This window comes from Streptomyces sp. AM 4-1-1 (genome assembly GCF_029167625.1).
Lineage (GTDB): Bacteria > Actinomycetota > Actinomycetes > Streptomycetales > Streptomycetaceae > Streptomyces.
Genome location: NZ_CP119145.1, coordinates 984,241 through 1,010,258, shown reverse-complemented (window position 1 = coordinate 1,010,258; position 26,018 = coordinate 984,241). Strand labels below are relative to the sequence as shown.

Here is a 26,018-nt window from a genome sequence, read left to right as displayed (position 1 = left end):
GGCGCCGGACAGGCGGTCGGGGGCCCGGGAAATACCGGTACGCTGGTCACATGTCCGAACCGACCGGCGCCGCCCGTAGACGCGGCCCCTTCAAGGTCGGGGACCAGGTCCAGCTCACCGACCCCAAGGGACGCCACTACACCTTCACGCTCGAAGCCGGAAAGAACTTCCACACCCACAAGGGTTCTTTCCCGCACGACGAGCTGATCGGTGCTCCCGAGGGCAGTGTTGTCCGTACCACGGGAAACGTCGCCTACCTCGCGCTGCGCCCCCTGCTCCCCGACTATGTCCTGTCCATGCCCCGCGGCGCCGCCGTGGTCTACCCCAAGGACGCGGGGCAGATCCTGGCCTTCGGCGACATCTTCCCCGGCGCCCGCGTCGTCGAGGCCGGTGTCGGCTCCGGCTCGCTCAGCACCTTCCTGCTGCGCGCCATCGGCGACCAGGGCATGCTGCACTCCTACGAACGCCGCGAAGACTTCGCCGAGATCGCCCAGCAGAACGTCGAACGCTACTTCGGCGGCCCGCACCCCGCCTGGCAGCTGACCGTCGGCGACCTCCAGGACAACCTCTCGGACACCGACGTCGACCGCGTCATCCTGGACATGCTGGCCCCCTGGGAATGCCTCGAAGCCGTCTCCAAGGCACTCGTGCCCGGCGGCATCCTCTGCGCCTACGTCGCGACCACGACCCAGCTCGCCCGGACCGTCGAGTCCATCCGCGAGATCGGCTGCTTCGCCGAGCCGCAGCCCTGGGAATCGATGATCCGCAACTGGCACGTCGAAGGTCTCGCGGTCCGCCCGGACCACCGCATGATCGGCCACACCGGCTTCCTGGTCACCGCCCGCCGCCTCGCGGACGGCGTCGAGGCGCCGCTGCGCCGCCGCCGCCCCGCCAAGGGCGCGTACGGGGACGACTACGACGGCCCCGGCAGCCAGAGCGGTTCCTCCTCCCGCGGCTGACCCCGCGCAACGTACCGGCGCCGCCGCCGAGTTCCCGGACCGACCCGGGAACTCGGCGGCGGCGCCCTTTCGTCGCGCGCTCCGCGTTCGCCGCGGGCACGGCGGCCACCCCCCGTTCCCGGCACACCGTGAGGTGTGGCACGATGCTGGCCACCCCACCGACCGCCGCAGGGCACCGACGGCACCGCCCGTCCGGCCGTCCGGGGCTCTTCACCCGGCTTCACAGGAACCACAGGAGACACCCCGCGTGCAGACCTCCGAGCTCCCGGACCTCGCGCACACCGGCAGCGGGGCGATCCACTGGGCCGCCACCGCGGCCGCGATGGCCGCGGTGATCGCCGGTGCCGGACTGCTCCAGCCCCACAGCGCCACCGCGAGGAACGCCCCGTCCGCGGCCGCGGCGGAGTCTGCGTCCGCCCCGGCGCCGGACGCCGACGCTGTCCCCTACCCGATCAGGTGCGGCGGAGTTCCGACCACCGTCGCCCGGCGGGCCTCCGGCGATCTCGACGGGGACGGCAGTCCCGAGACCGTCGCCGTGGTCCGCTGCGACGCCGGATCGGGTACGCCTCCGGAGGGCGTCTACGTCCTGACGCACGGAAGCGGGGCCACCCCCAGGATCGTGGCGACCCTGGTGGACCCCGCTCGGAGGACGAACGTCGAGGACCTCGCCGTGGTGGGCGGAACCGTATCGGCGACCCTGGTCGGCTACTCGTCGCCCGGCGTACCGTCCTGCTGCCCCGATCAGCGCGAGAGCGTCGAGTGGCGGTGGCGGGGAGACGCCTTCGTCAGGTCCGTCCGCCCCACCGGGCAGGGCGCCTGAGCGTCCCCGCGCGCGGCCGGCCCCTTCCGGACCGTGCCAGGCACGTCCGGACGGTCAGGCCGCGTCAGGGCCGAAGACCTCGACGCTGTCCGAAACCCGGCGCACGTGGATGCAGTCACCCGGGCACTCCTTGGCCGAGTCCACCACGTCCTGGAGGAGCGGCAACGGCACGGGCGTCGTCGCGCCCTTGTCCTGGAGCAGTTCGTCCGCGCCGCTCTTCACATACGCCAGCCCGTCGATGTCCAGCTCGAAGACCTCGGGCGCGTACTGGGCGCAGATACCGTCTCCCGTGCAGAGGTCCTGGTCGATCCAGACCTCCAGGTCCTGAGCGTCGCTGCCGGTGGGAGCGTCCTGCTGCACGGTCATTTCTCCTGCCGTTCCCTGCGTGTACGAACCAAATGGATCGGGCCCTGACGGGTGTTGGACAGTTCGACGATACAACCGGCGGCTTTCCGGTGCCGATGGGTGGGTATTCATCCCCTGACGAGGGGGAGGGCGCAAGGGTGAAGATCGGACACACCCCGCAGTCTTTGTGATCTAGGGGTTTCAATCACCACCCACCCAGGTAGGGTCAGGAAGCGTCCAGCTCCCCTTGGAGGAGGTGAGGACCGTGGCAGCCCACGACGACGACATCAACCGCGGCATCCGGCCGGGGCGGGGGTCCGAAGACCCAGCCGGCCAGGTTGCCTATCTCGAGCAGGAAATCGCCGTCCTGCGACGTAAGCTCGCCGACTCTCCGCGCCATACGAGGATTCTCGAAGAGCGGATCGTCGAGTTGCAGACCAATCTGGCGGGCGTGTCCGCCCAGAACGAGCGGCTCGCCAACACACTCCGCGAGGCGCGCGACCAGATCGTGGCCCTCAAGGAGGAGGTCGACCGGCTCGCACAGCCGCCGGCCGGCTTCGGTGTCTTCCTGCAGGCCAATGAGGACGGCACCTGTGACATCTTCACCGGCGGCCGCAAGCTCCGGGTGAACGTCAGCCCGAGCGTCGAGCTCGAAGAGCTCAGGCGCGGCCAGGAAGTCATGCTCAACGAAGCGCTCAACGTGGTCGACGCCATGGAGTTCGAGCGGGCCGGGGACATCGTCACCCTCAAGGAGATCCTTGAGGACGGCGAGCGCGCCCTGGTGATCGGGCACACCGACGAGGAACGGGTGGTGCGGCTCGCCGAGCCGCTGCTCGACATCACCATCCGCCCCGGCGACGCGCTCCTGCTGGAACCCAGGTCCGGCTACGTCTACGAAGTGGTGCCGAAGAGCGAGGTCGAGGAACTGGTCCTCGAAGAGGTCCCGGACATCGACTACGACAAGATCGGCGGTCTGGGCGACCAGATCGAGCTGATCCGTGACGCCGTCGAGCTCCCGTACCTCCACCCCGACCTCTTCAAGGAACACGAACTGCGGCCGCCGAAGGGCATCCTGCTCTACGGCCCGCCCGGGTGCGGCAAGACGCTCATCGCGAAGGCCGTCGCCAACTCCCTTGCCAAGAAGGTCGCGGAGGTGACCGGCCAGCCCGCGGGGAAGAGCTACTTCCTCAACATCAAGGGTCCCGAGCTCCTCAACAAGTACGTCGGCGAGACCGAGCGGCACATCCGCCTGGTCTTCCAGCGCGCTCGTGAGAAGGCCAGTGAGGGAACCCCCGTCATCGTCTTCTTCGACGAGATGGAGTCCCTCTTCCGCACCCGTGGCTCCGGTGTCAGCTCGGACGTGGAGAACACCATCGTCCCCCAGCTGCTCGCCGAGATCGACGGGGTGGAGGGCCTCGAGAACGTCATCGTGATCGGCGCCTCCAACCGTGAGGACATGATCGACCCCGCGATCCTGCGGCCCGGCCGTCTCGATGTGAAGATCAAGATCGAGCGCCCGGACGCGGAGGCGGCGAAGGACATCTTCGCCAAGTACCTGACCCCTTCGCTGCCGCTGCACGCGGACGACCTCTCCGAGCACACCGGCTCCAGGGAAGCCGCCGCACACGCCATGATCCAGTCCGTCGTCGAGAGGATGTACACGGAGTCCGAGGAGAACCGCTTCCTTGAGGTCACGTACGCCAACGGCGACAAGGAAGTCCTCTACTTCAAGGACTTCAACTCCGGCGCGATGATCCAGAACATCGTCGACCGGGCGAAGAAGATGGCCATCAAGGCATTCCTCGACCAGGGCCAGAAAGGTCTCCGCGTCTCCCATCTCCTCCAGGCATGCGTGGACGAGTTCAAGGAGAACGAGGACCTGCCGAACACGACGAACCCGGACGACTGGGCCAGGATTTCCGGAAAGAAGGGCGAGCGGATCGTATTCATCCGCACGCTCGTCACCGGAAAGCAGGGCGCGGACACCGGCCGCTCCATCGACACGGTGGCCAACACGGGGCAGTACCTGTAGAACGCCGGTCGGCTGCGGATGCCCGGCCGGGCATCCGCAGCCGACCGCTTTCCGGACAGCTCCCCACCACACCGGAGCAATGACGTAATTGATCTCCCCAGCGGCGCAGAGGCAATCTAGGCTCATCCGCACCACGAGTCGCGCGACGCGGGGGCGGGCACCGCGCGCGCACCGGAAAAGCAGCGGTACTTGAGCGCCGTTCCCGGAGGGGAGCGCCGCCGGGCAAGGAGGGCCGCATGACCGTACGGCGAGTAATGGGCATCGAGACGGAGTACGGCATCTCCGTCCCCGGACACCCCAGCGCCAATGCCATGCTCACCTCGTCCCAGATCGTCAACGCCTACGCGGCGGCGATGCACCGGGCGCGCCGCGCCCGCTGGGACTTCGAGGAAGAGAACCCGCTGCGTGACGCGCGAGGCTTCGACCTCGCCCGGGAGACCGCCGACTCCAGCCAGCTCACCGACGAGGACATCGGCCTGGCCAATGTGATCCTCACCAACGGCGCGCGGCTGTACGTCGACCACGCGCACCCGGAGTACAGCTCCCCGGAGATCACCAATCCCCGGGACGCGGTGCTGTGGGACAAGGCCGGTGAACGGGTGATGGCGGAGGCCGCCGAACGGGCGGCGCAGGTGCCGGGCGCCCAGCCGATCCACCTGTACAAGAACAACACCGACAACAAGGGCGCCTCGTACGGCACGCACGAGAACTACCTGATGAAGCGGGAGACCCCGTTCTCGGACATCGTGCGCCATCTGACGCCGTTCTTCGTCTCCCGGCAGGTGGTGACCGGCGCGGGCCGGGTCGGCATCGGCCAGGACGGACACGAGCACGGGTTCCAGATCAGCCAGCGGGCGGACTACTTCGAGGTGGAGGTCGGCCTGGAGACGACCCTCAAGCGGCCCATCATCAACACCCGCGACGAGCCGCACTGCGACGCCGAGAGGTACCGCAGGCTGCACGTGATCATCGGTGACGCGAACCTGTCGGAGATCTCGACCTATCTGAAGCTCGGGACCACGGCGCTGGTCCTCTCGATGATCGAGGACGGGTTCATCAACGTCGACCTCGCCGTCGACCAGCCCGTGCGCACGCTGCACGAGGTCTCCCACGATCCCGACCTCCGGCAGCTGATCACGCTCCGCAGCGGTCGCACGCTGACCGCCGTGCAGCTTCAGATGGAGTACTTCGAGCTGGGCCGAAAATACGTGGAGGAACGGTACGGCGCGGACGCCGACGAACAGACCAAGGACGTTCTCAACCGCTGGGAGGACACCCTCAACCGGCTGGAGAACGATCCGATGAGCCTGTCGGGCGAGCTGGACTGGATCGCGAAGCGCGAGCTGATGGAGGGCTACCGCCGCCGCGACGGGCTGGACTGGGACGCGCCCCGGCTGCACCTGGTGGACCTCCAGTACGCCGATGTACGGGCCGACAAGGGCCTGTACAACCGGCTGGCGGCCCGCGGCAGGATGAAGCGGCTGCTGGACGAGAGCGAGGTCGCCAGGGCCCGTACGCGGCCCCCGGAGGACACCAGGGCGTACTTCCGCGGCCGCTGTCTGGAGCAGTACGCCGACGACGTGGCCGCGGCCTCCTGGGACTCGGTCATCTTCGACCTGCCGGGTCACGATTCGCTGCAACGGGTGCCCACGCTGGAACCGCTGCGCGGGACACGTGAACACGTCAAGGACCTCCTGGACCGCTGCCGCACGGCGGAAGACCTGGTCCGGGTGCTCACCGGCGGCTGAAAGCCGGCTGAGAGGGGAATCATCGAGATGGTCCCCGGACGTTGGGACAAGTACCGGGCCAATGTCGGACCCCGCTTGTAGGGTCTGATCAAGTGCTTCGAACCGAGCGGGGTGAGGTAGATGGCGACCAAGGACACCGGCGGCGGACAGCAGAAGGCCACGCGTTCCACCGAGGAGGTCGAGGAGCAGGCGCAGGACGCGCAGGCATCCGAGGACCTCAAGGACCGGCAGGAGAAGCTGTCGGACGACGTGGACGACGTCCTGGACGAGATCGACGACGTCCTGGAGTCCAATGCCGAGGACTTCGTGCGGTCCTTCGTGCAAAAGGGCGGTCAGTAGCGGGTCCGTGCCGTCCGTGTCACGGGGCGAACCGGCCGTGACGCGGACGGGAGCGGTGGCGGGGTTCCGGCCGCCCGGCAGGACGGACGGAACCCCGCCACGCCTCACGGGCGGGACCCCGAGCCGTCGCTCGGGCCGGGGCACGGACCGGAGCGGCACACGATCCGTCGGACCGCTCCCGCCGAGCATGTGGATCACCGCCACGGGGCGGGTAGGGTCCGTGGCGTAGTGTGCTTCAACTGCAATTCGGCCATCGGCAAGTTGGGGGAAGTTCCTGACTCCTTGCGAGGGGCCGTCGCATACCTGGAGGGAAACGCGTGGAAGCCAACACTCGTAGCACCGGGCGTCTACCAGCTGCCTTCCTGACGCCGGGTTCGTCCTCGTTCATGGACTTCCTGTCCCAGCAGTCGCCCGAGATGCTGCCGGGCAACCGGACCCTGCCGCCGCTGAAGGGAATGATCGAGGCGCCGCACGGCACGACGATCGTCGCCGCGGCCTTCCCCGGAGGGGTCGTGCTCGCCGGTGACCGGCGGGCCACCATGGGGAACATGATCGCGCAGCGCGACATCGAGAAGGTCTTCCCGGCCGACGAGTACTCAGCGGTGGGTATCGCGGGCACGGCCGGGCTCGCCGTGGAGATGGTCAAGCTCTTCCAGCTGGAGCTGGAGCACTTCGAGAAGGTCGAGGGCGCCCAGCTCTCCCTGGAGGGCAAGGCGAACCGGCTCTCCACGATGATCCGCAGCAATCTCGCGATGGCCATGCAGGGGCTCGCCGTCGTCCCGCTCTTCGCCGGGTTCGACGTCGACCGCGGGCGGGGCCGGATCTTCTCGTACGACGTCACCGGCGGTCGCTCGGAGGAGCACGGGTACGCGGCCACCGGCTCGGGCTCGATCTTCGCCCGCGGCTCGATGAAGAAGCTCTACCGCGAGGACCTGACGGAGTCACAGGCGCTGACCCTGGTCGTGCAGGCGTTGTACGACGCCGCGGACGACGACTCGGCGACCGGCGGTCCGGACGTGGCCAGGCGGATCTATCCGATCGTCACCGTCATCACGGACGAGGGTTTCCGGAAGCTGACCGACGCGGAGTCCTCCGAGATCGCCCGCACGATTCTGGAACGCCGGCTGGAGCAGCCGGACGGCCCGCGGGCCGCGCTGCTCTGAGTTCCGGTCCTCCCCACGCACTCGTCACTGACAGAAAGGGACGGATAGCCGGTGTCGACGCCGTTCTATGTCTCACCCCAGCAGGCCATGGCCGACCGGGCGGAATACGCCCGGAAGGGCATCGCCCGCGGTCGCAGCCTGGTCGTGCTCCAGTACGCCGACGGCATCGTGTTCGTCGGCGAGAACCCGTCCCGCGCACTGCACAAGTTCAGCGAGATCTACGACCGGATCGGGTTCGCCGCCGCCGGCAAGTACAACGAGTACGAGAATCTCCGCATCGGCGGGGTGCGCTACGCGGATCTGCGGGGATACACCTACGACCGGGACGACGTGACGGCCCGTGGGCTGGCCAACGTCTACGCGCAGACGCTCGGCACCATCTTCTCCAGCGCGGCCGAGAAGCCGTACGAGGTGGAGCTGGTGGTCGCCGAGGTCGGGGACGGCCCGGACGGCGACCAGATCTACCGGCTGCCGCACGACGGGTCGATCGTGGACGAGCACGGATCGGTCGCCGTCGGCGGCAGCTCCGAGCAGATCGGTACGTTCCTGGACCAGCGCCACCGCGACGGCATGTCGCTCGCCGAGGCGCTCAAGCTCGCCGTGCAGGCCCTGTCCCGCGATCCCAACGGGAGCGAGCGGGAGATTCCCGCTGAGCGGCTGGAGGTGGCGGTCCTGGACCGCACCCGGCCGCAGAAGCGCAAGTTCAAGCGGATCGTCGGGCGGCAGCTCACCCGGCTGCTCGACGCGGACGGTGCCGGCGCCACTCCGACGGACGCGCCGTCCGACACGGAGGAGACCGAGGACCCGGGCACGGCCACCGGTTCGTCCGGGACCGGCGGCCCTTCGACCGAGTCGTCCGAGGAGTAGCGGAGTACCCACGAGGAGTGGAGGAGCGCGGGGAAGACGCCCTCGCGCTTCCCGGTGCCCCGACCCGCCCGACGGCGGGCCGGGGCACCGTCACGACCGCCCGCGGGCGCCCCGGTGCGCGTCCTTCCGCGACGGGCTCGCGGACCGGGCCGTCACGGCGGCGGGGGCCGCGCAGGCCGATGGCCACGGCCGGGGGAGTGGCCGTGGCGTGGGTGCGGCTCGACGACGGAGGGTGCTCATGGCACCCGTGCACAGGGTCGGCGCGGTGCGGGGAGACGGGGCCGGGTGGTGTGGGGAAACGGGGCCGGGTGGTGTGGGGAAACGGGGCCGGGCGGTGCGGAGATCGGAAAATGATCGAAACGGTGCCGCCCAACCCGGTTTCAGCTCAGGCCCCAAGGCGTAATGTTCAGTCATGGACCGCCGCATTTTCGGGCTGGAGAACGAGTACGGCGTCACGTGCACGTTCAGGGGACAGCGCCGACTGTCACCTGACGAAGTGGCGCGCTACCTCTTCCGCCGTGTTGTGTCATGGGGCCGCAGCAGCAATGTCTTTCTGCGGAACGGCGCCCGCCTCTACCTCGACGTGGGATCGCATCCGGAATATGCAACCCCCGAATGCGACGACGTGACCGAGCTGGTCACGCACGACAAGGCGGGCGAGCGCATTCTCGAAGGTCTGCTCGTCGACGCCGAACGCCGCCTGCACGAGGAGGGAATCGCGGGCGACGTCTATCTTTTCAAGAACAACACCGATTCGGCCGGAAACTCCTACGGATGCCACGAGAACTACCTCGTTGCGCGACACGGGGAATTCTCCCGGCTCGCGGACATCCTCATTCCCTTCCTCGTCACGAGGCAGCTGATCTGCGGCGCCGGCAAGGTGCTGCAGACTCCGCGCGGCGCGGTGTACTGCGTCAGCCAGCGTGCCGAGCACATCTGGGAGGGCGTCAGCTCGGCGACGACGCGCTCCCGTCCGATCATCAACACCAGGGACGAACCGCACGCCGACGCGGAGCGGTACCGCAGGCTGCACGTCATCGTCGGCGATTCCAACATGTCCGAGACGACCATGCTGCTCAAGGTCGGCGCGACCGACCTGGTGCTCCGCATGATCGAGGCGGGCACGGTGATGCGAGACCTGACCCTGGAGAACCCGATCAGGGCCATCCGCGAGGTCAGCCACGACATCACCGGGCAGCGCAAGGTGCGCCTCGCGAGCGGGCGCGAGGCGTCCGCCATCGAGGTCCAGCGCGAGTACTACGAGAAGGCGGTGGACTTCGTCGAGCGCCGGGGCATCCGCACCGGCACGGTGGACCAGGTCCTGGAACTGTGGGGCCGCACGCTGGACGCCATCGAGGCGGAGGACCTCGACCGGATCGGCACCGAGATCGACTGGGTGATGAAGTACAAGCTCATCGAGCGGTACCGCGCCAAGCACAACATGACCATGTCGAACCCGCGGGTCGCCCAGATAGACCTCGCCTACCACGACATCCACCGCAGGCGGGGGCTGTACTACCTGCTGGAGCGCAAGGGGCAGGTCGCCCGCATCTGCAACGACCTGAAGATCTTCGAGGGCAAATCCGTGCCCCCGCAGACCACCAGGGCGCGGTTGCGCGGTGACTTCATCCGGCGGGCACAGGAGCAGCGCCGGGACTTCACCGTCGACTGGGTGCATCTGAAGCTCAACGACCAGGCGCAGCGCACGGTGCTGTGCAAGGACCCGTTCCGCTCGGTCGACGACCGGGTGGAGAAGCTCATCGCGGGGATGTGATCCGGCCGGTTCCGGTCATCCGGGGCGAGAGCTCCGGAACGGTCCGGAGCCGGAGCGGTTCGTGCGCCGGAGCGGTTCCGCTCCGGCGCACGAACGTGTCGGTTCGCGTGGTGCGGCGGGGGCGGGGTCGTACAGTGGCTGGACTGTCCTGACCCCCCTACTCGCGAGTTGGACTGATGAACCCCACCAAGACTGCCCGACGTGCCGCCGCGGTACTGGTCGTGCCCGCCCTGTTGCTGACCGCCGCCTGCGGATCCGATTCCAAGGACGACGACGCGAAGAAGACGGGGGGCGCCGTCACCGTCACCGGGACGTTCGGCACCGAGCCCAAGCTGGAGATCGCCAAGGACGCCAAGGCGCCCGACAAGATCGCGGTGAAGACGGTCAGCGCGGGTCAGGGCGCCGCGGTCAAGAAGGCGGACTTCGTCCGGCTGGACTTCGTCGGCAAGACGATGAAGGACTCCCAGGACCTCGGCAGCACCTGGACGAAGGCCGCGGGAGGCGACGCGAAGGCGGCGCACGCGCAGGTCGTCCAGGAGGTCGGGCAGCCGGGACAGATGCTGCCGGCCAAGGTGATGGACTCCCTGGAGGGCCAGAAGGTCGGCAGCCGGGTGGAGATCGAGGGCACCGCCGGGGCGCTCGTCGGAGAGCAGCTGAACACCGAGTCCGGCATCAAGCCCACGGACGGCCTGGTGTGGGTCATCGACATCGTGTCGGCGAAGAACTTCGACAAGAAGGCGGAGGCCAAGGGAGCCCAGGCCGCCGCCGCCAAGGGCATGCCCGAGGTGAAGGCGGCCTCCCAGAAGGCCGCCACCATCACCGTCCCCAAGGGCGAGAAGCCCCCGAAGGACCTCAAGGAGCAGGTGCTGATCAAGGGGAACGGGCCCGTGGTCAAGGCCGGCGAGGGCCTCATCGCCCAGTACACGGGCGTGAAGTGGGAGGACGGCAAGAAGTTCGACTCCTCCTGGGACCACGGCGGTGCCACCGGGTTCCAGATCGGTACCGGAGCGGTCATCTCGGGCTGGGACAAGGGGCTCGTCGGCAAGCACATCGGTGACCGCGTCCTGCTGACCATCCCGCCGGCCCAGGCGTACGGCTCCAACCCGCAGAGCGAGCTGGCCAAGAACAACCTGGTCTTCGTCGTCGACATCATCGGCACGGTCTGATCCCGGCTCTCGCCGTCCCCCGGGCCGCGATCATGCGAAACTGGTCCGGTTGTCCCCGAGATTCCTGTGTAGGAGCACTTCAGTGAGCATCGACAAGCCTGAGATCGACTTCCCGGGCGGCGAGCCGCCGGCCGACCTCGTGATCAAGGACATCTGGGAGGGCGACGGCGCGGAGGCCAAGGCGGGCCACACCGTCTCGGTGCACTACGTGGGCGTGGCCTTCTCCACCGGCGAGGAGTTCGACGCCTCCTGGAACCACGGCACCCCGCTCCGCTTCCAGCTCGGTGGCGGTCAGGTCATCTCCGGCTGGGACCAGGGAATCCAGGGCATGAAGGTCGGTGGCCGTCGTCAGCTGACCATTCCGGCGCACCTCGCGTACGGGGACCGCGGCGCGGGCAGCCGTATCGCCCCCGGCGAGACGCTGATCTTCGTCTGTGACCTGATCTCGGTCTGACCGGTCGCGGCGCAGCCGCGCGCACGCGAGGGTCCGCGCCGTCCGGTGCGGACCCTCGCTCCGGTCCGGGGTGTCCCGGAACTTTGGTCCCGGCCCCCCGGAGCGGTACGGTCGACGGTCGTAGGGCATGTACAGAAAGGGCGTCGATGGCGATTGCCAAGGCAGAGCGGCTGATGAACCTGGCGTTGTGCCTGCTGGGGACCCGGCGCCCGCTCAGCAAGCGCGAGCTGCGCGGCTCCATCGAGGCGTACCTGGAGGCGGGCTCGGACGACTCCTTCAACAGGATGTTCGAGCGCGACAAGGACGACCTGCGTGAGCTCGGCCTGGTGATCGAGACCGTGGAGAACCTCGACGGCGACACCGGCTATCTCGCCCGCCGGGACAGCAACCGCCTTCCTCCGATCACGCTGGACGCCGAGGAGGCCGCCGCCCTCGGGCTCGCCGCCAAGGTCTGGCAGCAGGCCAGGCTCGCCGGCGCGGCGAGCGGCGCGCTCCAGAAGCTGCGGGCCGCGGGCATGCCGGAGGCCGAGGACGCGTACGAGGTCCACAGCGCCCTCGAACCGCGCATCCCGGTCCACGAAGCGGCCTTCGAACCCCTGATGCTGGCCTGCCGGGACCGCCGCCCGGTCACCTTCGACTACCGCAAGGCCAACGCCGCCCTTCCCGAGCAGCGCCAGGTCGAGCCCTGGACCCTGGAGTGCTGGCGCGGCCACTGGTACCTCGCGGGCTGGGACCGCGACCGGAACGCCGAACGCGTCTTCCGGCTGTCCCGGATCACCGGCCGGGTCCGCTCCCGGGCGGGCGCCTTCACCGCCGAGGTGCCCGACGTGGTGACCGTCCGTGAGACGGTCGAGACCTGGGCGGGGGAGACCGCGACCAGGACCGCCCGGATCAGACTGCGCACCGGAGCGGGCTACCCGCTGCGCTCGCGCGCCGTCTCCGTACGGGAACTCGGTGACGGCTGGGACGAGTTGGAGATCCCGTACGGGCACGGCCTGGACGCCTGGCTCGTCGAGTTCGGCCCGGACGTCGTCGTACGGGAACCCGCCGATCTGCGGGCCGACGTGGTGGGCCGGCTGCGCGCCGTGGCCAGGGACTGAGGGCGGACCGGAAACATGGCCACGAACGCGATCGACCAGACCCGCCGGATGCTCTCGCTGGTGACGTACCTCAGGGAGCGCCCCGGCGCCCATGTCAGCGATGTCGCCCGCGCCTTCGGGATCACCGAGGACGAGCTGATCTCCGACCTCGATGTGCTGCCCATGTGCGGGACGAGCTTCCGCGGCGGCGACCTCCTCGACATCGACACCGACGGCGACCGGATCTGGTGGCACAACCCCGACGACGTCGCCGAGCCGCTGCGGCTCGCCTCCGACGAGGCCACCGCCCTGCTCGTCGCCGCGCGGGCCGTCGCCACCCTGCCCGGTCTGCGGGAGAGCGACCGGCAGGCCCTGCTGCGGGCCACCGCGAAGCTGGAGGCCGCGGCGGGCGAGGTGGGCGCGGCGAGTTCCCGGCTCTCGGTCACCTTCGAGTCCGAGGGCGGTGTCTTCGCCGAGGTCGACCGGGCGATCTCCGAGCGGCGCCGTCTCTGGCTGCGCTACTACTCACCGGCCCGTGACGAACTCACCGAGCGCGAGGTGGACCCGATCCGGCTGTTCGCCGTCGGACACACCTATATGGAGGCGTGGTGCCGGCTCTCCGAGGACCGGCGCACCTTCCGGCTCGACCGGGTCGCCGAGATCCGGCTGCTGGACGCCCCCGCCGCGCCCCCCGAACTGGAGCTGCGGGATCTGTCACAAGGGCTCGTACACCCGTCGGCCGAGGACCCGGAGGTCGTGATCGAGGTGGGGCCCGGTGGCCGGTGGGTCGCCGAGTACTACTCCCACGACAGTGCCGAGGAACTGCCCGGCGGCGGTCTCCGGATCACTCTCCGCACGCCCGACCCCGCCTCGCTGCGCAGACTCGCGCTGCGGCTCGGCGGCGAGGGCCGGATCGTGGCGCCGGGGGAGTTGGCGGTCAGCGCCCGCCGGGCCGCCCGTGACGCGCTCGCCGCGTACGACGACGCGGTCGACGGTGTCCTCGAAGGCACTCACTGAGAGGGGCGAAGAGATGAACGACACCTCGGTGAGGGCAGCCGTGCCGACCGTGGCCGTGCCCGCCACCGTCCGCTTCAGGGCCGCCTGCCCGGACTGCCGTGAGCGCTTCGAGCTCACGGCCGGGTCCCTGCGGCTCGCCGTCGGAGCCAGCAGGCGCACCACCTTCTACTCATTCACCTGTCCCGAGTGCGGCGCCGCCGTCCGCAAACCCGCCGGGGAGCGCATCGTCGAACTCCTCAGCGGGGGCGGCGTCCGGACCCTGCGTCTCCACACCGCTCCCGGTGACACCTCCTGAGGGATGAAACGGCACAATCAATCACAGACCGACCGAAACCGATCGAAACATCGAGGCTCCGCGCATGTTCTGGCCCATGCTCGCCATCGCCCTGGGATTCCTCGGGATCGCCGTACTCGGCGTACTGGCCGTCCGGGTCTTCGTCGAGACCCAGCGGCTGGGCCGGCAGGTGGCCCTCACCACCCAGCGGGTCAACCGGGCCGCCGAGGACCTGGAGCGGGCGGCGACCGGCCTCGCGGCCACGGGCGAAGCGCTGCGCTGACGGCCCGTCCTGACGGCGCCGAACCCGTGGTCCCCCAGGCCGTGCCCCGTCGTGACTCCCGTACCCGGCGTTCGGCGGGGCGGACGCGGCCTCCAGCTTTCCGGGCGCGAGGGGTACCCTTCTGAGTGCGGCCCGTGGAGCGAGGCAAGGCCGCCACCGCGTGCACGTACGAGCATTGCTCTACGTTTACCTACGCGGGTTACCATCGCTGACAGTCCGAAGACCGTCCGTCTGTCCGACGTTCGATCCGTCCCACCCCTGCTGCCTCGGTGAGAAGGTACACGCATATGTTCGGAAGGCTCGGCGCTCCCGAGATCATCCTGATCCTCGTCGTCATTGTTCTGCTGTTCGGCGCGAAGAAGCTTCCCGACATGGCTCGCTCGCTCGGCAAGTCCGCCCGCATCCTCAAGAGCGAGGCCAAGGCGATGAAGTCGGAGGGCCAGCAGACGGCCCCCGCCGACCCGCCGAACGACCCCGCCGCCCAGGACCAGTCCGTGCCGCGCACCATCAAGGCCGCGCCCGGCGACGTCACCAGCGCACGACCGGTCGCCGAGCCGACCGACTCCACCAAGCGCTGACCCCTGGGCCGCCGCGGTCGCCGTGCTCCATGACGGCCCGACGCACGAGATGAGGACGTGGGTTGCTCAAGTCTGCCCGCAAGCAGGTGACGGACCCAGAGGGCCGCATGCCCCTGGTCGAGCACCTGCGTGAGCTGCGTAACCGGCTGGCCAAGGCCGTTCTGGCGATCGTCGTCGTCACGATCGTCGCCGCCTTCTTCTACAAGGGGATCATCGAGTTCTTCACCGATCCGGTCCTGAAGGCGGTCGGCTGTGAGTCCAGCTTCGCGGAACTGGCCAAGCAGGAGGACGGCACCTGCGCGCGCATCGTCCTCAACGGTCTGCTGACACCGTTCACCCTCGCCCTCAAGGTCTCCCTCATGGCCGGCGTCGTGCTGTCGTCGCCGATCTGGCTGTACCAGCTGTGGGGCTTCGTCGCCCCCGGACTGCACAAGCAGGAGAAGAAGTACTCACTGGCCTTCGTGGGCGCGGGCTTCCCGCTCTTCCTGGCCGGCGGTTTCTTCGCGTACAAGACCCTCCCCACGATGGCCAGGGTCCTGCTCGACTTCTCGCCCGCGGGCCTGGACAACCAGCTGCCGCTGGACGACCTGCTCGATCTGATCACCCGCATGGTGGTGGTCTTCGGACTCTCCTTCGAGCTGCCGCTCCTCCTCGTCATGCTGAACTTCGGCGGCGTCGTCACCGGCAAGCGGATGCTCGGCTGGTGGCGCGGCATGGTCATGGGCATCACCGTCTTCGCGGCGGTGGCCACCCCCAGCACGGACCCGGTCACCATGCTGGCCCTCGCCGGCCCGATCTGGGTCCTCTACTTCGTCGCCACCCTGGTCTCCCTCTTCAACGACCGGCGCAAGGCGCTGCGCGCGGCGGCCGGACCGGGCGACGACGAGGCGTCGGAACTGGACCTCACCCCCGAGGACATCGGCGAGATCGAGCCCGTGCCGACGGGCCGGGGCGCGACCACCGGGGGAGTGCCCGCACAGGGCAAGTCGGAGCACGACCGGGTGAACGGTTACGACGACATCACCTGACCTTGTAGGGTCCCCGGGTGACCAGCGAGATCACCCTGTTCGTCAATCCCACCGCGGGACGCGGCCGGGGCGCGCACGCCGCGCAGCCGGCCGCTTCCGCGTTGCGGGACGCCGGATTCTCCGTGCGCACGGTGCTCGGCGAGGACTCCGCCGACGCGCTGGCACGGGTCCGCGACGCCGTCGACGAGGGCACCGGCGCACTCATAGCCGTGGGCGGGGACGGACTGGTCTCCCTCGCCCTCCAGGTCGTCGCGGGCACCTCGACCCCGCTCGGGGTGGTGGCCGTCGGCACCGGCAACGACTTCGCCCGCGCCCTCGGCCTGCCGGTGCGCGATCCGGCCGCCGCGGGACGGCTGGCCGCCACCGCCCTGAGGACCGGCACCGGCCGTGACATCGACCTCGGCCGGGTCGGTGACCGGTGGTTCGGCTCCGTGCTCGCCTCCGGCTTCGACTCCCGGGTCAACGACCGCGGCAACCGGATGCGCTGGGTCGGGGGCCGCTTCAAGTACGACCTCGCGATCCTCGCCGAACTCGCCGCGTTCCGGACCGTCCCGTACCGCGTCCGCCTGGACGGCGGACCGGTCAGGGAGATCGAGGCGACCCTCATCGCCGTCGGCAACGGGACCACGTACGGCGGCGGCATGCGGATCTGCGCCGACGCCCTCATGGACGACGGGCTCTTCGACGTGACCGTCGTCGGCGGATGCGGCCGGGCCACCCTGCTCAGGGTGTTCCCCCAGGTCTACCGGGGCACCCACCTCGGCCACCCCGTGGTCACCGTCCACCGGGTCTCGTCGATCACGCTGGAGGCCGCCGGGGTCACCGCCTACGCGGACGGCGAACCGCTGGGGCCGCTGCCGCTGACCGCGACCTGTGTGCCGGGCGCCGCGAGGGTCCTCACCCCCTGAAAACAAAGACCGGCCGACTGTCGGAGGTGGCGGGTAGGCTCGTCGACAAGATGACAGAGGACCTTTCACCGGCCGAGCGCTACCAGGCCGCACGGAACCGCGCGGCCGAGCAGGCCACCGCGCTCGCACCCTTCCGCGAGATGTACGAATTCGGTCTCGACCCGTTCCAGATCGAGGCCTGTCAGGCGCTGGAGGCGGGCAGGGGCGTGCTCGTCGCCGCCCCGACCGGCTCGGGCAAGACCATCGTGGGCGAGTTCGCCGTCCACCTGGCGCTGCTCCAGGGCCGCAAGTGTTTCTACACCACTCCGATCAAGGCGCTCTCCAACCAGAAGTTCGCCGATCTGGCCAAGCGCTACGGGGCGGACAAGGTCGGTCTGCTGACCGGGGACAACAGCGTCAACGCCGACGCCCCGGTGGTCGTCATGACCACCGAGGTGCTGCGGAACATGCTGTACGCGGGCTCCCAGGCGCTCACCGGCCTCGGCTACGTCGTGATGGACGAGGTGCACTACCTCTCCGACCGGTTCCGCGGCGCGGTCTGGGAGGAAGTGATCATCCACCTCCCCGAGTCGGTGACCCTGGTCTCCCTGTCGGCCACCGTGTCCAACGCGGAGGAGTTCGGCGACTGGCTGGACACCGTCCGCGGTGACACCCAGGTGATCGTCTCCGAACACCGGCCGGTGCCGCTGTGGCAGCACGTGATGGCGGGCCGCCGGATGTACGACCTCTTCGAGGAGGAGACCGACCACGGCGGCCGGGGCTCCGGACGCCGAGAGGTCAACCCCGATCTGGTCCGGCTGGCCCGGATGGAGAACCAGCGCGGGTACGACCCGCGTGAGCGCCGCCGGGGAAAGATGGTCCGCGAGGCGGACCGGGAGCGCGAGCGGCGCCAACGCAACCGCGTCTGGACCCCGGCCAGACCCGAGGTCATCGACCGGCTGGACGCCGAGGGACTGCTGCCCGCCATCACCTTCATCTTCAGCCGGGCCGGCTGCGAGGGCGCCGTACAGCAGTGCCTGCAGGCCGGTCTGCGCCTCAACGACGAGAACAAACGGCGCCTGGTCAGGGAGATCGTCGAGGAGCGAACCGCCTCCATCCCCGGCGAGGACCTGCACGTCCTCGGCTACTACGAATGGCTCGAAGGGCTGGAGCGGGGCATCGCCGCGCACCACGCGGGCATGCTGCCGACGTTCAAGGAGGTCGTCGAGGAGCTTTTCGTCAGGGGGCTCGTCAAGGCCGTCTTCGCGACCGAGACCCTGGCGCTCGGCATCAACATGCCCGCCCGTTCCGTGGTGCTGGAAAAGCTCGTCAAGTGGAACGGCGAACAGCACGCCGACATCACCCCCGGCGAGTACACCCAGCTCACCGGCCGCGCCGGACGCCGTGGCATCGACGTCGAGGGCCATGCGGTCGTCCTGTGGCAGCGCGGCATGGACCCGGCGGCGCTGGCCGGACTGGCGGGTACGCGTACGTATCCGCTGCGCTCCAGCTTCCGTCCCTCGTACAACATGGCCGTCAATCTCGTGCAGCAGTTCGGGCAGCACCGCTCGCGGGAACTGCTGGAGACCTCCTTCGCGCAGTTCCAGGCCGACCGGTCGGTCGTCGGGATCGCCCGCCAGGTCCAGCGCAACGAGGAAGGACTCGACGGCTACCGCGAGGGCATGACCTGCCACCTCGGGGACTTCGAGGAGTACGCGCTGATGCGCCGCGACCTCAAGGACCGTGAGACGGAGCTGGCCAAGCAGGGCGCGGCGCAGCGGCGGGCCGCCGCCGCGGTCTCGCTGGAGCGGCTCAAGCCGGGTGACGTCATCCACGTGCCGACCGGGAAGTTCGCCGGACTCGCGCTGGTCCTGGACCCCGGGCTGTCCGCCGGCCGGGCCAACGTCCACCGCGGCCTGGAGCACCACGACGGACCCCGCCCGCTCGTCCTCACCGCCGAACGGCAGGTCAAGCGGCTCGCCTCGATCGACTTCCCGGTGCCCGTCGAGGCGCTGGAGCGGATGCGAATCCCCAAGTCGTTCAACCCGCGCTCCCCGCAGTCGCGTCGCGACCTCGCGTCCGCCCTGCGGACCAAGGCCGGACACCTGGACCCGGGCCGCCACCGCAAGCAGCGGGCCGCGGCCGCCGACGACCAGGAGATCGCCCGGCTCCGCACGGCGCTGCGGGCACATCCCTGCCACGGCTGCGCCGAGCGCGAGGACCATGCCCGCTGGGCCGAGCGCTACCACCGGCTGCAACGGGACACGAAGCAGCTGGAGCGCCGCATCGAGGGCCGGACGAACACCATCGCCCGCACCTTCGACCGGATCGTGGCCCTCCTCACCGAACTCGACTACCTTCGGGGCAGCGAGGTCACCGAGCACGGCAGGCGGCTGGCCCGGCTCTACGGCGAACTGGACCTGCTGACCAGCGAGTGTCTGCGCGGCAAGGTCTGGGAAGGGCTGAACCCGGCGGAACTCGCCGCTTGCGTCTCGGCGTTGGTGTTCGAGGCGCGTCAGGCCGACGACGCGGTGGCCCCCAAGCTGCCGTCCGGTCCCGCGAAGACGGCGTTGGGCGAGATGGTCCGCATCTGGGGCCGGCTCGACGGCCTGGAAGAGGACTTCAAGATCAACCAGGCGGAGGGGGTCGGGCAGCGCGAACCCGATCTGGGCTTCGCCTGGGCGATCCACATGTGGGCCTCGGACAAGGGGCTCGACGAGGTGCTGCGCGAGGCGGAGATGCCCGCGGGAGACTTCGTCCGCTGGTGCAAGCAGGTCATCGACGTGCTCGGCCAGATTGCGGCGGCGGCGCCGCACGAGGACAGCACGGTCGGGAAGAACGCCCGCAAGGCGGTCGACGCGGTGCGGCGCGGAGTGGTGGCGTACAGCTCGGTCGGCTGACCGCGACACGGGCAGCGGGACAGGTGACGAGCGGGCCCGCCCGGGGTTGGTGACCGGGTGGGCCCGTGACGTGTCCGGGCTCACCCGGGGTGGTGTGAGCCGGTGCGCCGGTGACGACCCCGTCGGGTGTGCCGCCGGGCGGGGGCCTTCCGCTTCGGCGGCCTGCGGTACGGGGCGCACCGGGTCTCCGGCCGGCATGAACACGCGGGGCGCCGGCCGGTACCGGACGTGCGGGAGTGGCTACTTCGGCGGCATCAGGACCGAGTCGACGATGTACACGGTGGCGTTGGCGGTGCGTACGTTGCCGCAGACGACCTTCGACGAGTCGTTCACGGTGTACGAGGTGCCCGATTTCGCCGTCGTCAGTTTGCCCTTCTCCAGGGTGTCGAAGGAGCCGTCGTCCAGCTGCTTCGGCATCAGCTCCTTGCCCACCACGTGGTACGTCAGCACCTTGGTCAGCTCGGCCTTGTTCGCCAGCAGCTTGTCCAGGTCGGCCTTCGGGATCTTGGCGAAGGCGTCGTTGGTCGGCGCGAACACCGTGATGTTCTGGGCGTTGTTGAGGGTGTCGACCAGACCGGCCTGCTTGACCGCGGTCACCAGGGTGGAGAGCGCGGGGTTGTGGGACGCGGCCGTCGCGACCGGGTCCTGGGCCATTCCGTCGAAGCTGCCCGCGCCGTCCTTGGGCACCGTCGAACAGGCCGGGCCGAACGGCTGGTCCATCGTCATGGAGTCGTCGGACTTCGGGGACTTCGAGTCCATGGCCGCGCCGGCCGTGGAGCCGGAGGAGGCGGAGTCCTTGCTGTCGTCGGAACAGGCCGTCAGCGCGAGGGGCAGCACGGCGGCGACGGACGCGGCGAGAGCGATACGGCGGAGGTGAAGGGTGTTCATGGGGTGCTCCTGATCAAGGGTGTTTCGTACGTGTGGTGGAAAAATGGGGAAGGATCGTGCGGGGTCAGATCACGTCGACCACCACCGAATGCCAGCCGGTCGCACCGTTGGGGACGGTGCCGACGCGCTTGTCGGTCTGGGTGTCTCCCGTGCGGTCCGTCGCGCGGACTTCGAGGGTGTGATGACCGGGGGTGGCCGGCCACTCCCACACCCACTGGCGCCAGGTGTCGCGGCTGTCCTCCGCCGCGAGCCGGGCCGGATGCCAGGTGCCGCCGTCCACCCGGACCTCCACCCGTGCGATGCCCCGGTGCTGCGCCCAGGCGACCCCGGCCACCGGGACCGTGCCCGCCTTCGGTGAGGCGAAGGGGCGCGGGGTGTCGATCCGGGACTCGGTCTTGACGGGTGCCTCGCGCGACCAGGTGCGTTTGACCCAGTAGGCGTCGTACGCGTCGAACGTGGTGAGTTCGAGGTCCTGAATCCACTTGCACGCCGACACGTACCCGTACAGGCCGGGCACGAGCATGCGGACCGGGAAGCCGTGCTGGAAGGGCAGGGGCTCGCCGTTCATGCCGAGGGCGAGCATCGCGTCGCGCCCGTCCATGACCGTCTCGACCGGGCTGCCGATGGTCATGCCGTCCACGGACCGCGCCACGAGCTGGTCGGCCGGGCCGCCCCCGGACGGGGGCCGCACGCCCGCCTCGCGCAGCAGGTCGGCCAGCCGCACACCGATCCACCGGGCGTTGCCGACGTAGGGGCCGCCCACCTCGTTGGAGACACAGGTGAGCGTGATGTCCCGCTCGATGATCTCCCGCCGGAGCAGATCGCGGAAGCCGAGGGTGACCGGCCGTTCCACGCCCTTTCCGTGGATGCGCAGCCGCCAGCCGTCCGCGTCCACGCGGGGGACGACCAGGGCGGTGTCCACCCGGTAGAAGTCCTTGTTCGGGGTGGTGAAGGGACTCAGTCCGCGGACCGCCGGCCCTGCCCCACGGGGTACGGGAGGTGCGGGCGAGTCCGGTACCGGCAGGACGAGCGCCCTGCGTGAGGCGTCGGCTCCCGCCTGCTGGGACGCGGTGAGCCCACGGCCCAGTACCCCGGCGCCGGCCGAGGCGGCCGCGGCGGCGCCCGCCAGGATGACGAACCCCCGTCGGTCGAAGCCGGCGGGAGCCCCGCCGCCCCTCTCACCAGCCGCGGAAGAGGGGCGGGGGGCGGTCGTGGGGGCCAGTCGGCCGGCCAGCAGGTACAGCAGGGCCGCGGCCAGTACGGCACCCACCGCCGACGGCAGCGCGTCTCCCGGCCTGCCCTCCGGCCGGCCGGTCGCCGCCACCGCTCCGATCACGCCGAAGACCAGCACGGCCGCCGAGCCGGTCCGCCGGTACCGCGACGCGAGCACCCCGACCGCCATGGCGAACACCGCGAGCAGCACCAGGATGCCCAGCTGGAGCACCAGCTTGTCGTTGGTGCCGAAGTTCCGGACGGCGAAGTCCTTCAGGGCCGGGGGCGTGCGGTCGATGACCGCTCCGCCGACGGCGGCCACGGGTCCCGCCTCCGGCCGGACGAGCACCGAGACCAGTTCGGCGACGCAGAGCGCGCAGAAGCCCGCGATCAGACCGCTGAGCGCGGCGAGGGCGGCACGTGCCCAACGGGATCGCCGGGTGGCGGATGCCGTGGCCTGTCGCGGACGGTTCTGATCTTGACTCACATCCGGGATTCGTCGCCGGTCGGCGGAAGGATTGGTCCCTCACCCGATCGAATGAAGAGAAACGGTTGTCGAGCGCGTGGTCCGTGGGATGTGCTGTTCGAGGGGATGAGGCTGTCAGCCCAGGTCGCGGGCGTGTTCGAACCGCGCCCGGCCCTCGGAGAGGTCCACGATCGGGTCCGGGTAGTCGAGCCGGGCGCGGTCCCGCGCGGGCAGCTCCCACGGCTCATGGACCACGGCGCCCCGTACCTCGGCGAGTTCCGGCACCCAGCGGCGCACGTAGTCGCCGTGTCTGTCGAACCGCCGTCCCTGTGCGACCGGGTTCAGCACCCGGTTGGGGCGGGTGTCCGTGCCGGTGCCCGCCGCCCACTGCCAGTTGAGCTGATTGTTCGCCAGGTCCCCGTCGACCAGGAGCTCCAGGAAGTGCCGGGCGCCCACCCGCCAGTCCGTGTACAGGGTCTTCGTGAGGAAACTCGCCGCCAGCAGTCGCCCTCGGTTGTGCATCCATCCCTCGTGCGCCAACTGCCGCATGGCCGCGTCGACCAGCGGAAAACCGGTACGCCCCGCCCGCCAGGCGTCGATCTCGTCCCCCTCGGAACGCCAGTGGTCGCCCCGGGCCCGGTAGTCGGCGTGCGCCGCGTCGGGGCGGGCGGCGAGCACCTGGTGGTGGAAGTCCCGCCAGGCCAGTTGGCGTACGAACGCGTCGGCCCCCGGGCCGCCCCGCCGCCTGGCCCGGTGCACCAGTTCGGCGGCGGAGACGCAGCCGAAATGCAGATGGGGGGAGAGACGGGAGGTGGCGTCCCCGGCCAGATCGTCGTGCCCGTCCTCGTAGCCGGACATCGGACCGGCCAGCCAGGCCGACACCCGCCGGCGCGCCACCGACTCGCCGCCCGCCGCGAGGCCGGGCGAGACCCCGGAGACATCGGTCCGGGACGGCAGCGGGGCGGAGCCGACACCGTCCGGCAGCCGTACCGCGCGCGGAGCGCCCAGCGTGCCCCGTACCCCCGCCGCCTCCCAGCGGCGCAGATACGGGGTGAAGACCGCGAAGTGGTCACGGCCCGCCGGGACGACCTGCCCCGGGGCGAGCGCGGTGATCACCGCGTCATGGACGTGCAGCGCGCAACCGGTGTCCGCCAGCGCCGCCCGCAGCCGCTCCTCGCGCCGGGTCGCGTACCGGCTCACGCCGCCCGCGATGTGCAGGGAGCGTGCGCCGGTCTCCACGACGACGGCGTACGCCTCGGCCACCACGTCCCCGCCCCGGACGATCAGCCGGCCACCGCGCTCGCGCAGACCCGTGTCCAGATCCGCCAGACAGTCGGCGAGGAACGCGCGCCGGTTGGGCGCGTCGAAACCGGCTGCGTGGATGCCGTCGTCCTGGACGAACAGCGGGACGACCCGGTCCGCGTCCCGGACGGCGGCGCGCAGCACCGGGTTGTCGTGCAGCCTCAGGTCGGAGGTGAACAGGGCGACCGAGACGTTCATGGGGCCAGGTCCTTTCGTTCGGGGCAGCCCGGATCAGGGAGCGGCGGGCTCCGGTGCCGGGCGTCACGAGGCGGAGGAGGGAGTCATGGCGGAGCCGTGCCGACCGACGACAACGCCGCCAGGTGCGGTGCCGGAGCCGCGAGCCCGGTCTGACCCGAACGAAAGGCCCTCGTGCTCCTCGGGTGGTGTCGTCACCGCGCCGGACGTACCGGCCCCGGCCCGGCGCGGTCCTGTACGAGGGCGAGCCTGACCCGTGTGTCGGACCGCGCCGTGCGACGGGCCGCGCCGGACGCCGGTCGTGCCGTCAGCGTCGGCGACCGGCCACGACGGTGACGGCGCATCCGGCGCATCCGGCGCATCCGGTGGGGCTGGTGGGGCCGGTACGTCCGGCGCGACGGATGCCGCTGTCACATACGGTACGGCCGATATGTACAGATATACCCGGAACGACCCGATCCGGCCTGACCCGACTCGACCTCGACCTCACCCGATCCGGCCGTCACCGGAACCGGGCGTTCCTCCTGGCCGAGTTCATCAGCTCGGCAGGCTCATCACGGCGAGCGGCGCGGATGTCGGACGGGTGGAACCGCCGGCCGGCTCCACGGTGATGCCCATCCCGGACGCCCGGTCGACGGGCCCGTCCATCAGCGTCACTCCCGTCCGTCCGTCCGCATGCAGCAGGCCCGCGGGCCGCATGGTGCCGCCGTCGTCGAACCACAGCTGGTAGACCTTTCCGCTCGGCGGCCGGCGCAGTCCGGAGGCCAGGAAGACGGCGCGGTTCTCGCTCCTGGAGACCACGACCGTGCCCTTCGCGCCGTCCGCCATGGTGTGGGAGCCGGTTCTCGCGTCCGGCGCCGCGAGCACCCGGGTCAGCTGTTCGGTCTGTTGCCGGGCCTGCCGCGCCTCCTGCCGGGCGTCCCCGGCGACCTGGTGCTGCCATGCCGCGACGCCGCCCAGGCCCACCGCGGAGGCGAGGCAGGCGGCCAGCGCGTACCGCGACCACCGCCGCCCCGCGGAGCCCCCGGTGTGTGCGCCGGAGGGTGCGCGAAAGCCTGTGCGAGCACGCCGGGTGTGCGCCGGTGGTTCCTGGCGCACGGTCGTGATCCTCCGCAGCACCCGCTCGCGCAGCTCGCGCGGTGGGGTCTCGGCGACCGCCAGGCCGAGCCTGGTGGCGGTGGCCGACAGCTCACGCACCTCCTGGGCGCAGGTCTCGCAGCCTTCCAGGTGGCGTTCGAACGCCCGGCGCTCGTCGTCGGGCAGCGCGTGCAGCGCGTACGCCCCGGTCAGCGTGTGCGGTTCGGCGCTGCTCACGCGGTCACCCCCAGGCAGTCGCGCAGCCGGATCAGTCCGTCGCGCAGTCGGGTCTTGATCGTGCCGAGCGGTACGGAGAGGAGTTCCGCCACCTCGCGGTAGGTGAGCCCCCGGTAGTACGCCAGGGTCACCGACTGCCGCTGCAATTCGGAGAGGGTCCGCAGACAGCGGCGGACCTGTTCGCGTTCGAGCCGGATCTCGACCTGTTCCGTGACCTCGTCGAAGGCGGGGGTGCGGTCGAGCAGCGCGGCCTTGTGCTCACGTACCGCCGACGCCTCGGCCGAGCGGACCCGGTCCACCGCGCGGTGGTGGGCCAGGGTGAGGACCCAGTTCATGGCGCTGCCCCGGGAGGGCTGGAAGCGGGGCGCCGTGCGCCACACCTCGATCAGTACCTCCTGGGCCACCTCCTCCGACTGGGCCGGATCGCGGAGCACGCTGCGGATCAGCCCGAGCACCGGTCCGCAGACCGCGTCGTAGAGCGTGGCGAACGCCGGCTGGTCGCCCCGGGCGACCAGCGCCAGGAGTTCCTGGAGATCGGGGCCCGCCAGGGGTGCCCCACTGATGTGTACGGCCTCTTTCACGCGGGCTTCCTCCCGGGACGCTCATCGGTTTCCGAGTGATTCGGAGCCGTCGGCGACATGGATTGGTCGAACGGACCGACCGTGGGAGAAACCCTGCCAGGTCCGCCGCGCGTGACGGGGACGCGCGCCCCATCGCGTTCGACGGCCTCTCCGGGGGAGCGGTGTGCGGGTGTGCGGCGCAGAGTGGCCCGGTCGACGGCTCCGGGTACGGGGAGCGCCGGCTGCATCGGCCCGGACCTCGCGGACCTCGCGTGGAGTGTGTCGGCGGGGCCGGTGCGGCGGCCCGCACCGTAAGCGGGGGACCGGAGCGCCGGTACGCGTACGCCCCGGCGGACCGCGTGGTGCGG

General features: G+C 70.4%; 24 protein-coding genes and 1 pseudogene. 19 read left to right on the top strand and 6 right to left on the bottom strand.

What is annotated here, in order from left to right; translation table 11 throughout:
• The first annotated feature begins 50 nt into the window (after positions 1-50).
• A complete protein-coding gene (locus PZB75_RS04100) occupies positions 51-959 on the top strand; it encodes a tRNA (adenine-N1)-methyltransferase (protein WP_275533911.1) in 909 nt (302 codons plus the stop codon).
• A gap of 247 nt (positions 960-1,206) precedes the next feature.
• Positions 1,207-1,779 (top strand): hypothetical protein, encoded by a 573-nt coding sequence (locus PZB75_RS04095; protein WP_275533910.1) that lies wholly within the window; start codon positions 1,207-1,209, stop codon positions 1,777-1,779.
• Positions 1,780-1,833: 54 nt separating this feature from the next.
• Here the strand turns inward: PZB75_RS04095 and PZB75_RS04090 are convergent, their stop codons facing one another.
• Entirely contained in the window at positions 1,834-2,145 is a 312-nt protein-coding gene (locus tag PZB75_RS04090) for a ferredoxin (RefSeq protein ID WP_275533909.1), read from the bottom strand.
• A gap of 244 nt (positions 2,146-2,389) precedes the next feature.
• On the opposite strand from PZB75_RS04090, the gene arc reads away from it, so the two are divergent.
• The 17 genes and pseudogenes from arc to PZB75_RS04005 all read left to right on the top strand — a co-directional run bounded on the left by arc (position 2,390) and on the right by PZB75_RS04005 (position 19,713).
• Complete coding sequence (arc, locus tag PZB75_RS04085) at positions 2,390-4,156, top strand: proteasome ATPase (RefSeq protein ID WP_275533908.1); 1,767 nt, start codon at positions 2,390-2,392, stop codon at positions 4,154-4,156.
• Between the two features lie 236 nt (positions 4,157-4,392).
• Positions 4,393-5,904, top strand: coding sequence for a depupylase/deamidase Dop (gene dop / locus PZB75_RS04080; protein ID WP_343286217.1), 1,512 nt, complete (start codon positions 4,393-4,395; stop codon positions 5,902-5,904).
• A 120-nt stretch (positions 5,905-6,024) separates the two neighbouring features.
• Positions 6,025-6,243 (top strand): ubiquitin-like protein Pup, encoded by a 219-nt coding sequence (locus PZB75_RS04075; RefSeq protein WP_275533907.1) that lies wholly within the window; start codon positions 6,025-6,027, stop codon positions 6,241-6,243.
• A gap of 174 nt (positions 6,244-6,417) precedes the next feature.
• A pseudogene (locus PZB75_RS04070) lies at positions 6,418-6,609 on the top strand (endonuclease domain-containing protein); the annotation flags it as partial.
• Complete coding sequence (gene prcB, locus PZB75_RS04065; RefSeq protein WP_275533906.1) at positions 6,561-7,406, top strand: proteasome subunit beta; 846 nt, start codon at positions 6,561-6,563, stop codon at positions 7,404-7,406. The pseudogene PZB75_RS04070 and the gene prcB, both read left to right, overlap by 49 nt.
• Positions 7,407-7,457: 51 nt before the next feature.
• On the top strand, positions 7,458-8,273 hold the full coding sequence (gene prcA, locus PZB75_RS04060; protein WP_275533905.1) for a proteasome subunit alpha: 816 nt from the start codon (positions 7,458-7,460) through the stop codon (positions 8,271-8,273).
• 412 nt (positions 8,274-8,685) lie between these two features.
• Positions 8,686-10,047, top strand: a complete 1,362-nt coding sequence (gene pafA / locus PZB75_RS04055) for a Pup--protein ligase (protein ID WP_275533904.1) — start codon at positions 8,686-8,688, stop codon at positions 10,045-10,047.
• A 176-nt stretch (positions 10,048-10,223) separates the two neighbouring features.
• Positions 10,224-11,213 (top strand): FKBP-type peptidyl-prolyl cis-trans isomerase, encoded by a 990-nt coding sequence (locus tag PZB75_RS04050; protein WP_275533903.1) that lies wholly within the window; start codon positions 10,224-10,226, stop codon positions 11,211-11,213.
• An 82-nt stretch (positions 11,214-11,295) separates the two neighbouring features.
• Entirely contained in the window at positions 11,296-11,667 is a 372-nt protein-coding gene (locus PZB75_RS04045; RefSeq protein WP_275533902.1) for an FKBP-type peptidyl-prolyl cis-trans isomerase, read from the top strand.
• A gap of 146 nt (positions 11,668-11,813) precedes the next feature.
• Positions 11,814-12,767: a WYL domain-containing protein gene (locus tag PZB75_RS04040; protein WP_275533901.1), complete on the top strand. Its 954-nt coding sequence runs from the start codon at positions 11,814-11,816 to the stop codon at positions 12,765-12,767.
• 15 nt (positions 12,768-12,782) lie between these two features.
• Positions 12,783-13,763, top strand: coding sequence for a WYL domain-containing protein (locus PZB75_RS04035; protein ID WP_275533900.1), 981 nt, complete (start codon positions 12,783-12,785; stop codon positions 13,761-13,763).
• A 13-nt stretch (positions 13,764-13,776) separates the two neighbouring features.
• Positions 13,777-14,058: a hypothetical protein gene (locus PZB75_RS04030; RefSeq protein WP_275533899.1), complete on the top strand. Its 282-nt coding sequence runs from the start codon at positions 13,777-13,779 to the stop codon at positions 14,056-14,058.
• A gap of 64 nt (positions 14,059-14,122) precedes the next feature.
• Entirely contained in the window at positions 14,123-14,320 is a 198-nt protein-coding gene (locus PZB75_RS04025; RefSeq protein WP_275533898.1) for a hypothetical protein, read from the top strand.
• Positions 14,321-14,607: 287 nt separating this feature from the next.
• Complete coding sequence (tatA, locus tag PZB75_RS04020) at positions 14,608-14,898, top strand: Sec-independent protein translocase subunit TatA (protein WP_275533897.1); 291 nt, start codon at positions 14,608-14,610, stop codon at positions 14,896-14,898.
• 62 nt (positions 14,899-14,960) lie between these two features.
• Positions 14,961-15,926, top strand: a complete 966-nt coding sequence (gene tatC / locus PZB75_RS04015; RefSeq protein WP_275533896.1) for a twin-arginine translocase subunit TatC — start codon at positions 14,961-14,963, stop codon at positions 15,924-15,926.
• Between the two features lie 17 nt (positions 15,927-15,943).
• The gene (locus tag PZB75_RS04010) at positions 15,944-16,834 is read left to right on the top strand and encodes a diacylglycerol kinase (RefSeq protein ID WP_275533895.1); all 891 of its coding nucleotides are present in this window, start codon (positions 15,944-15,946) and stop codon (positions 16,832-16,834) included.
• Positions 16,835-16,884: 50 nt separating this feature from the next.
• Positions 16,885-19,713 (top strand): DEAD/DEAH box helicase, encoded by a 2,829-nt coding sequence (locus tag PZB75_RS04005; RefSeq protein WP_275533894.1) that lies wholly within the window; start codon positions 16,885-16,887, stop codon positions 19,711-19,713.
• Positions 19,714-19,953: 240 nt separating this feature from the next.
• Here the strand turns inward: PZB75_RS04005 and PZB75_RS04000 are convergent, their stop codons facing one another.
• From PZB75_RS04000 to PZB75_RS03980, 5 genes are all read right to left on the bottom strand, one after another.
• Complete coding sequence (locus PZB75_RS04000) at positions 19,954-20,601, bottom strand: fasciclin domain-containing protein (RefSeq protein ID WP_275533893.1); 648 nt, start codon at positions 20,599-20,601, stop codon at positions 19,954-19,956.
• Between the two features lie 64 nt (positions 20,602-20,665).
• Positions 20,666-22,207 carry a molybdopterin-dependent oxidoreductase gene (locus PZB75_RS03995; RefSeq protein WP_275538573.1) on the bottom strand — a complete coding sequence of 514 codons (1,542 nt, stop codon included), beginning with the start codon at positions 22,205-22,207 and terminating at the stop codon, positions 20,666-20,668.
• Between the two features lie 207 nt (positions 22,208-22,414).
• Positions 22,415-23,779 (bottom strand): deoxyribodipyrimidine photo-lyase, encoded by a 1,365-nt coding sequence (locus tag PZB75_RS03990; RefSeq protein WP_275533892.1) that lies wholly within the window; start codon positions 23,777-23,779, stop codon positions 22,415-22,417.
• A 534-nt stretch (positions 23,780-24,313) separates the two neighbouring features.
• On the bottom strand, positions 24,314-25,090 hold the full coding sequence (locus tag PZB75_RS03985; protein WP_275533891.1) for an anti-sigma factor: 777 nt from the start codon (positions 25,088-25,090) through the stop codon (positions 24,314-24,316).
• Positions 25,087-25,671: a sigma-70 family RNA polymerase sigma factor gene (locus PZB75_RS03980; protein ID WP_275533890.1), complete on the bottom strand. Its 585-nt coding sequence runs from the start codon at positions 25,669-25,671 to the stop codon at positions 25,087-25,089. The genes PZB75_RS03985 and PZB75_RS03980 overlap by 4 nt, the downstream gene beginning before the upstream one ends.
• Positions 25,672-26,018: the final 347 nt, after the last annotated feature.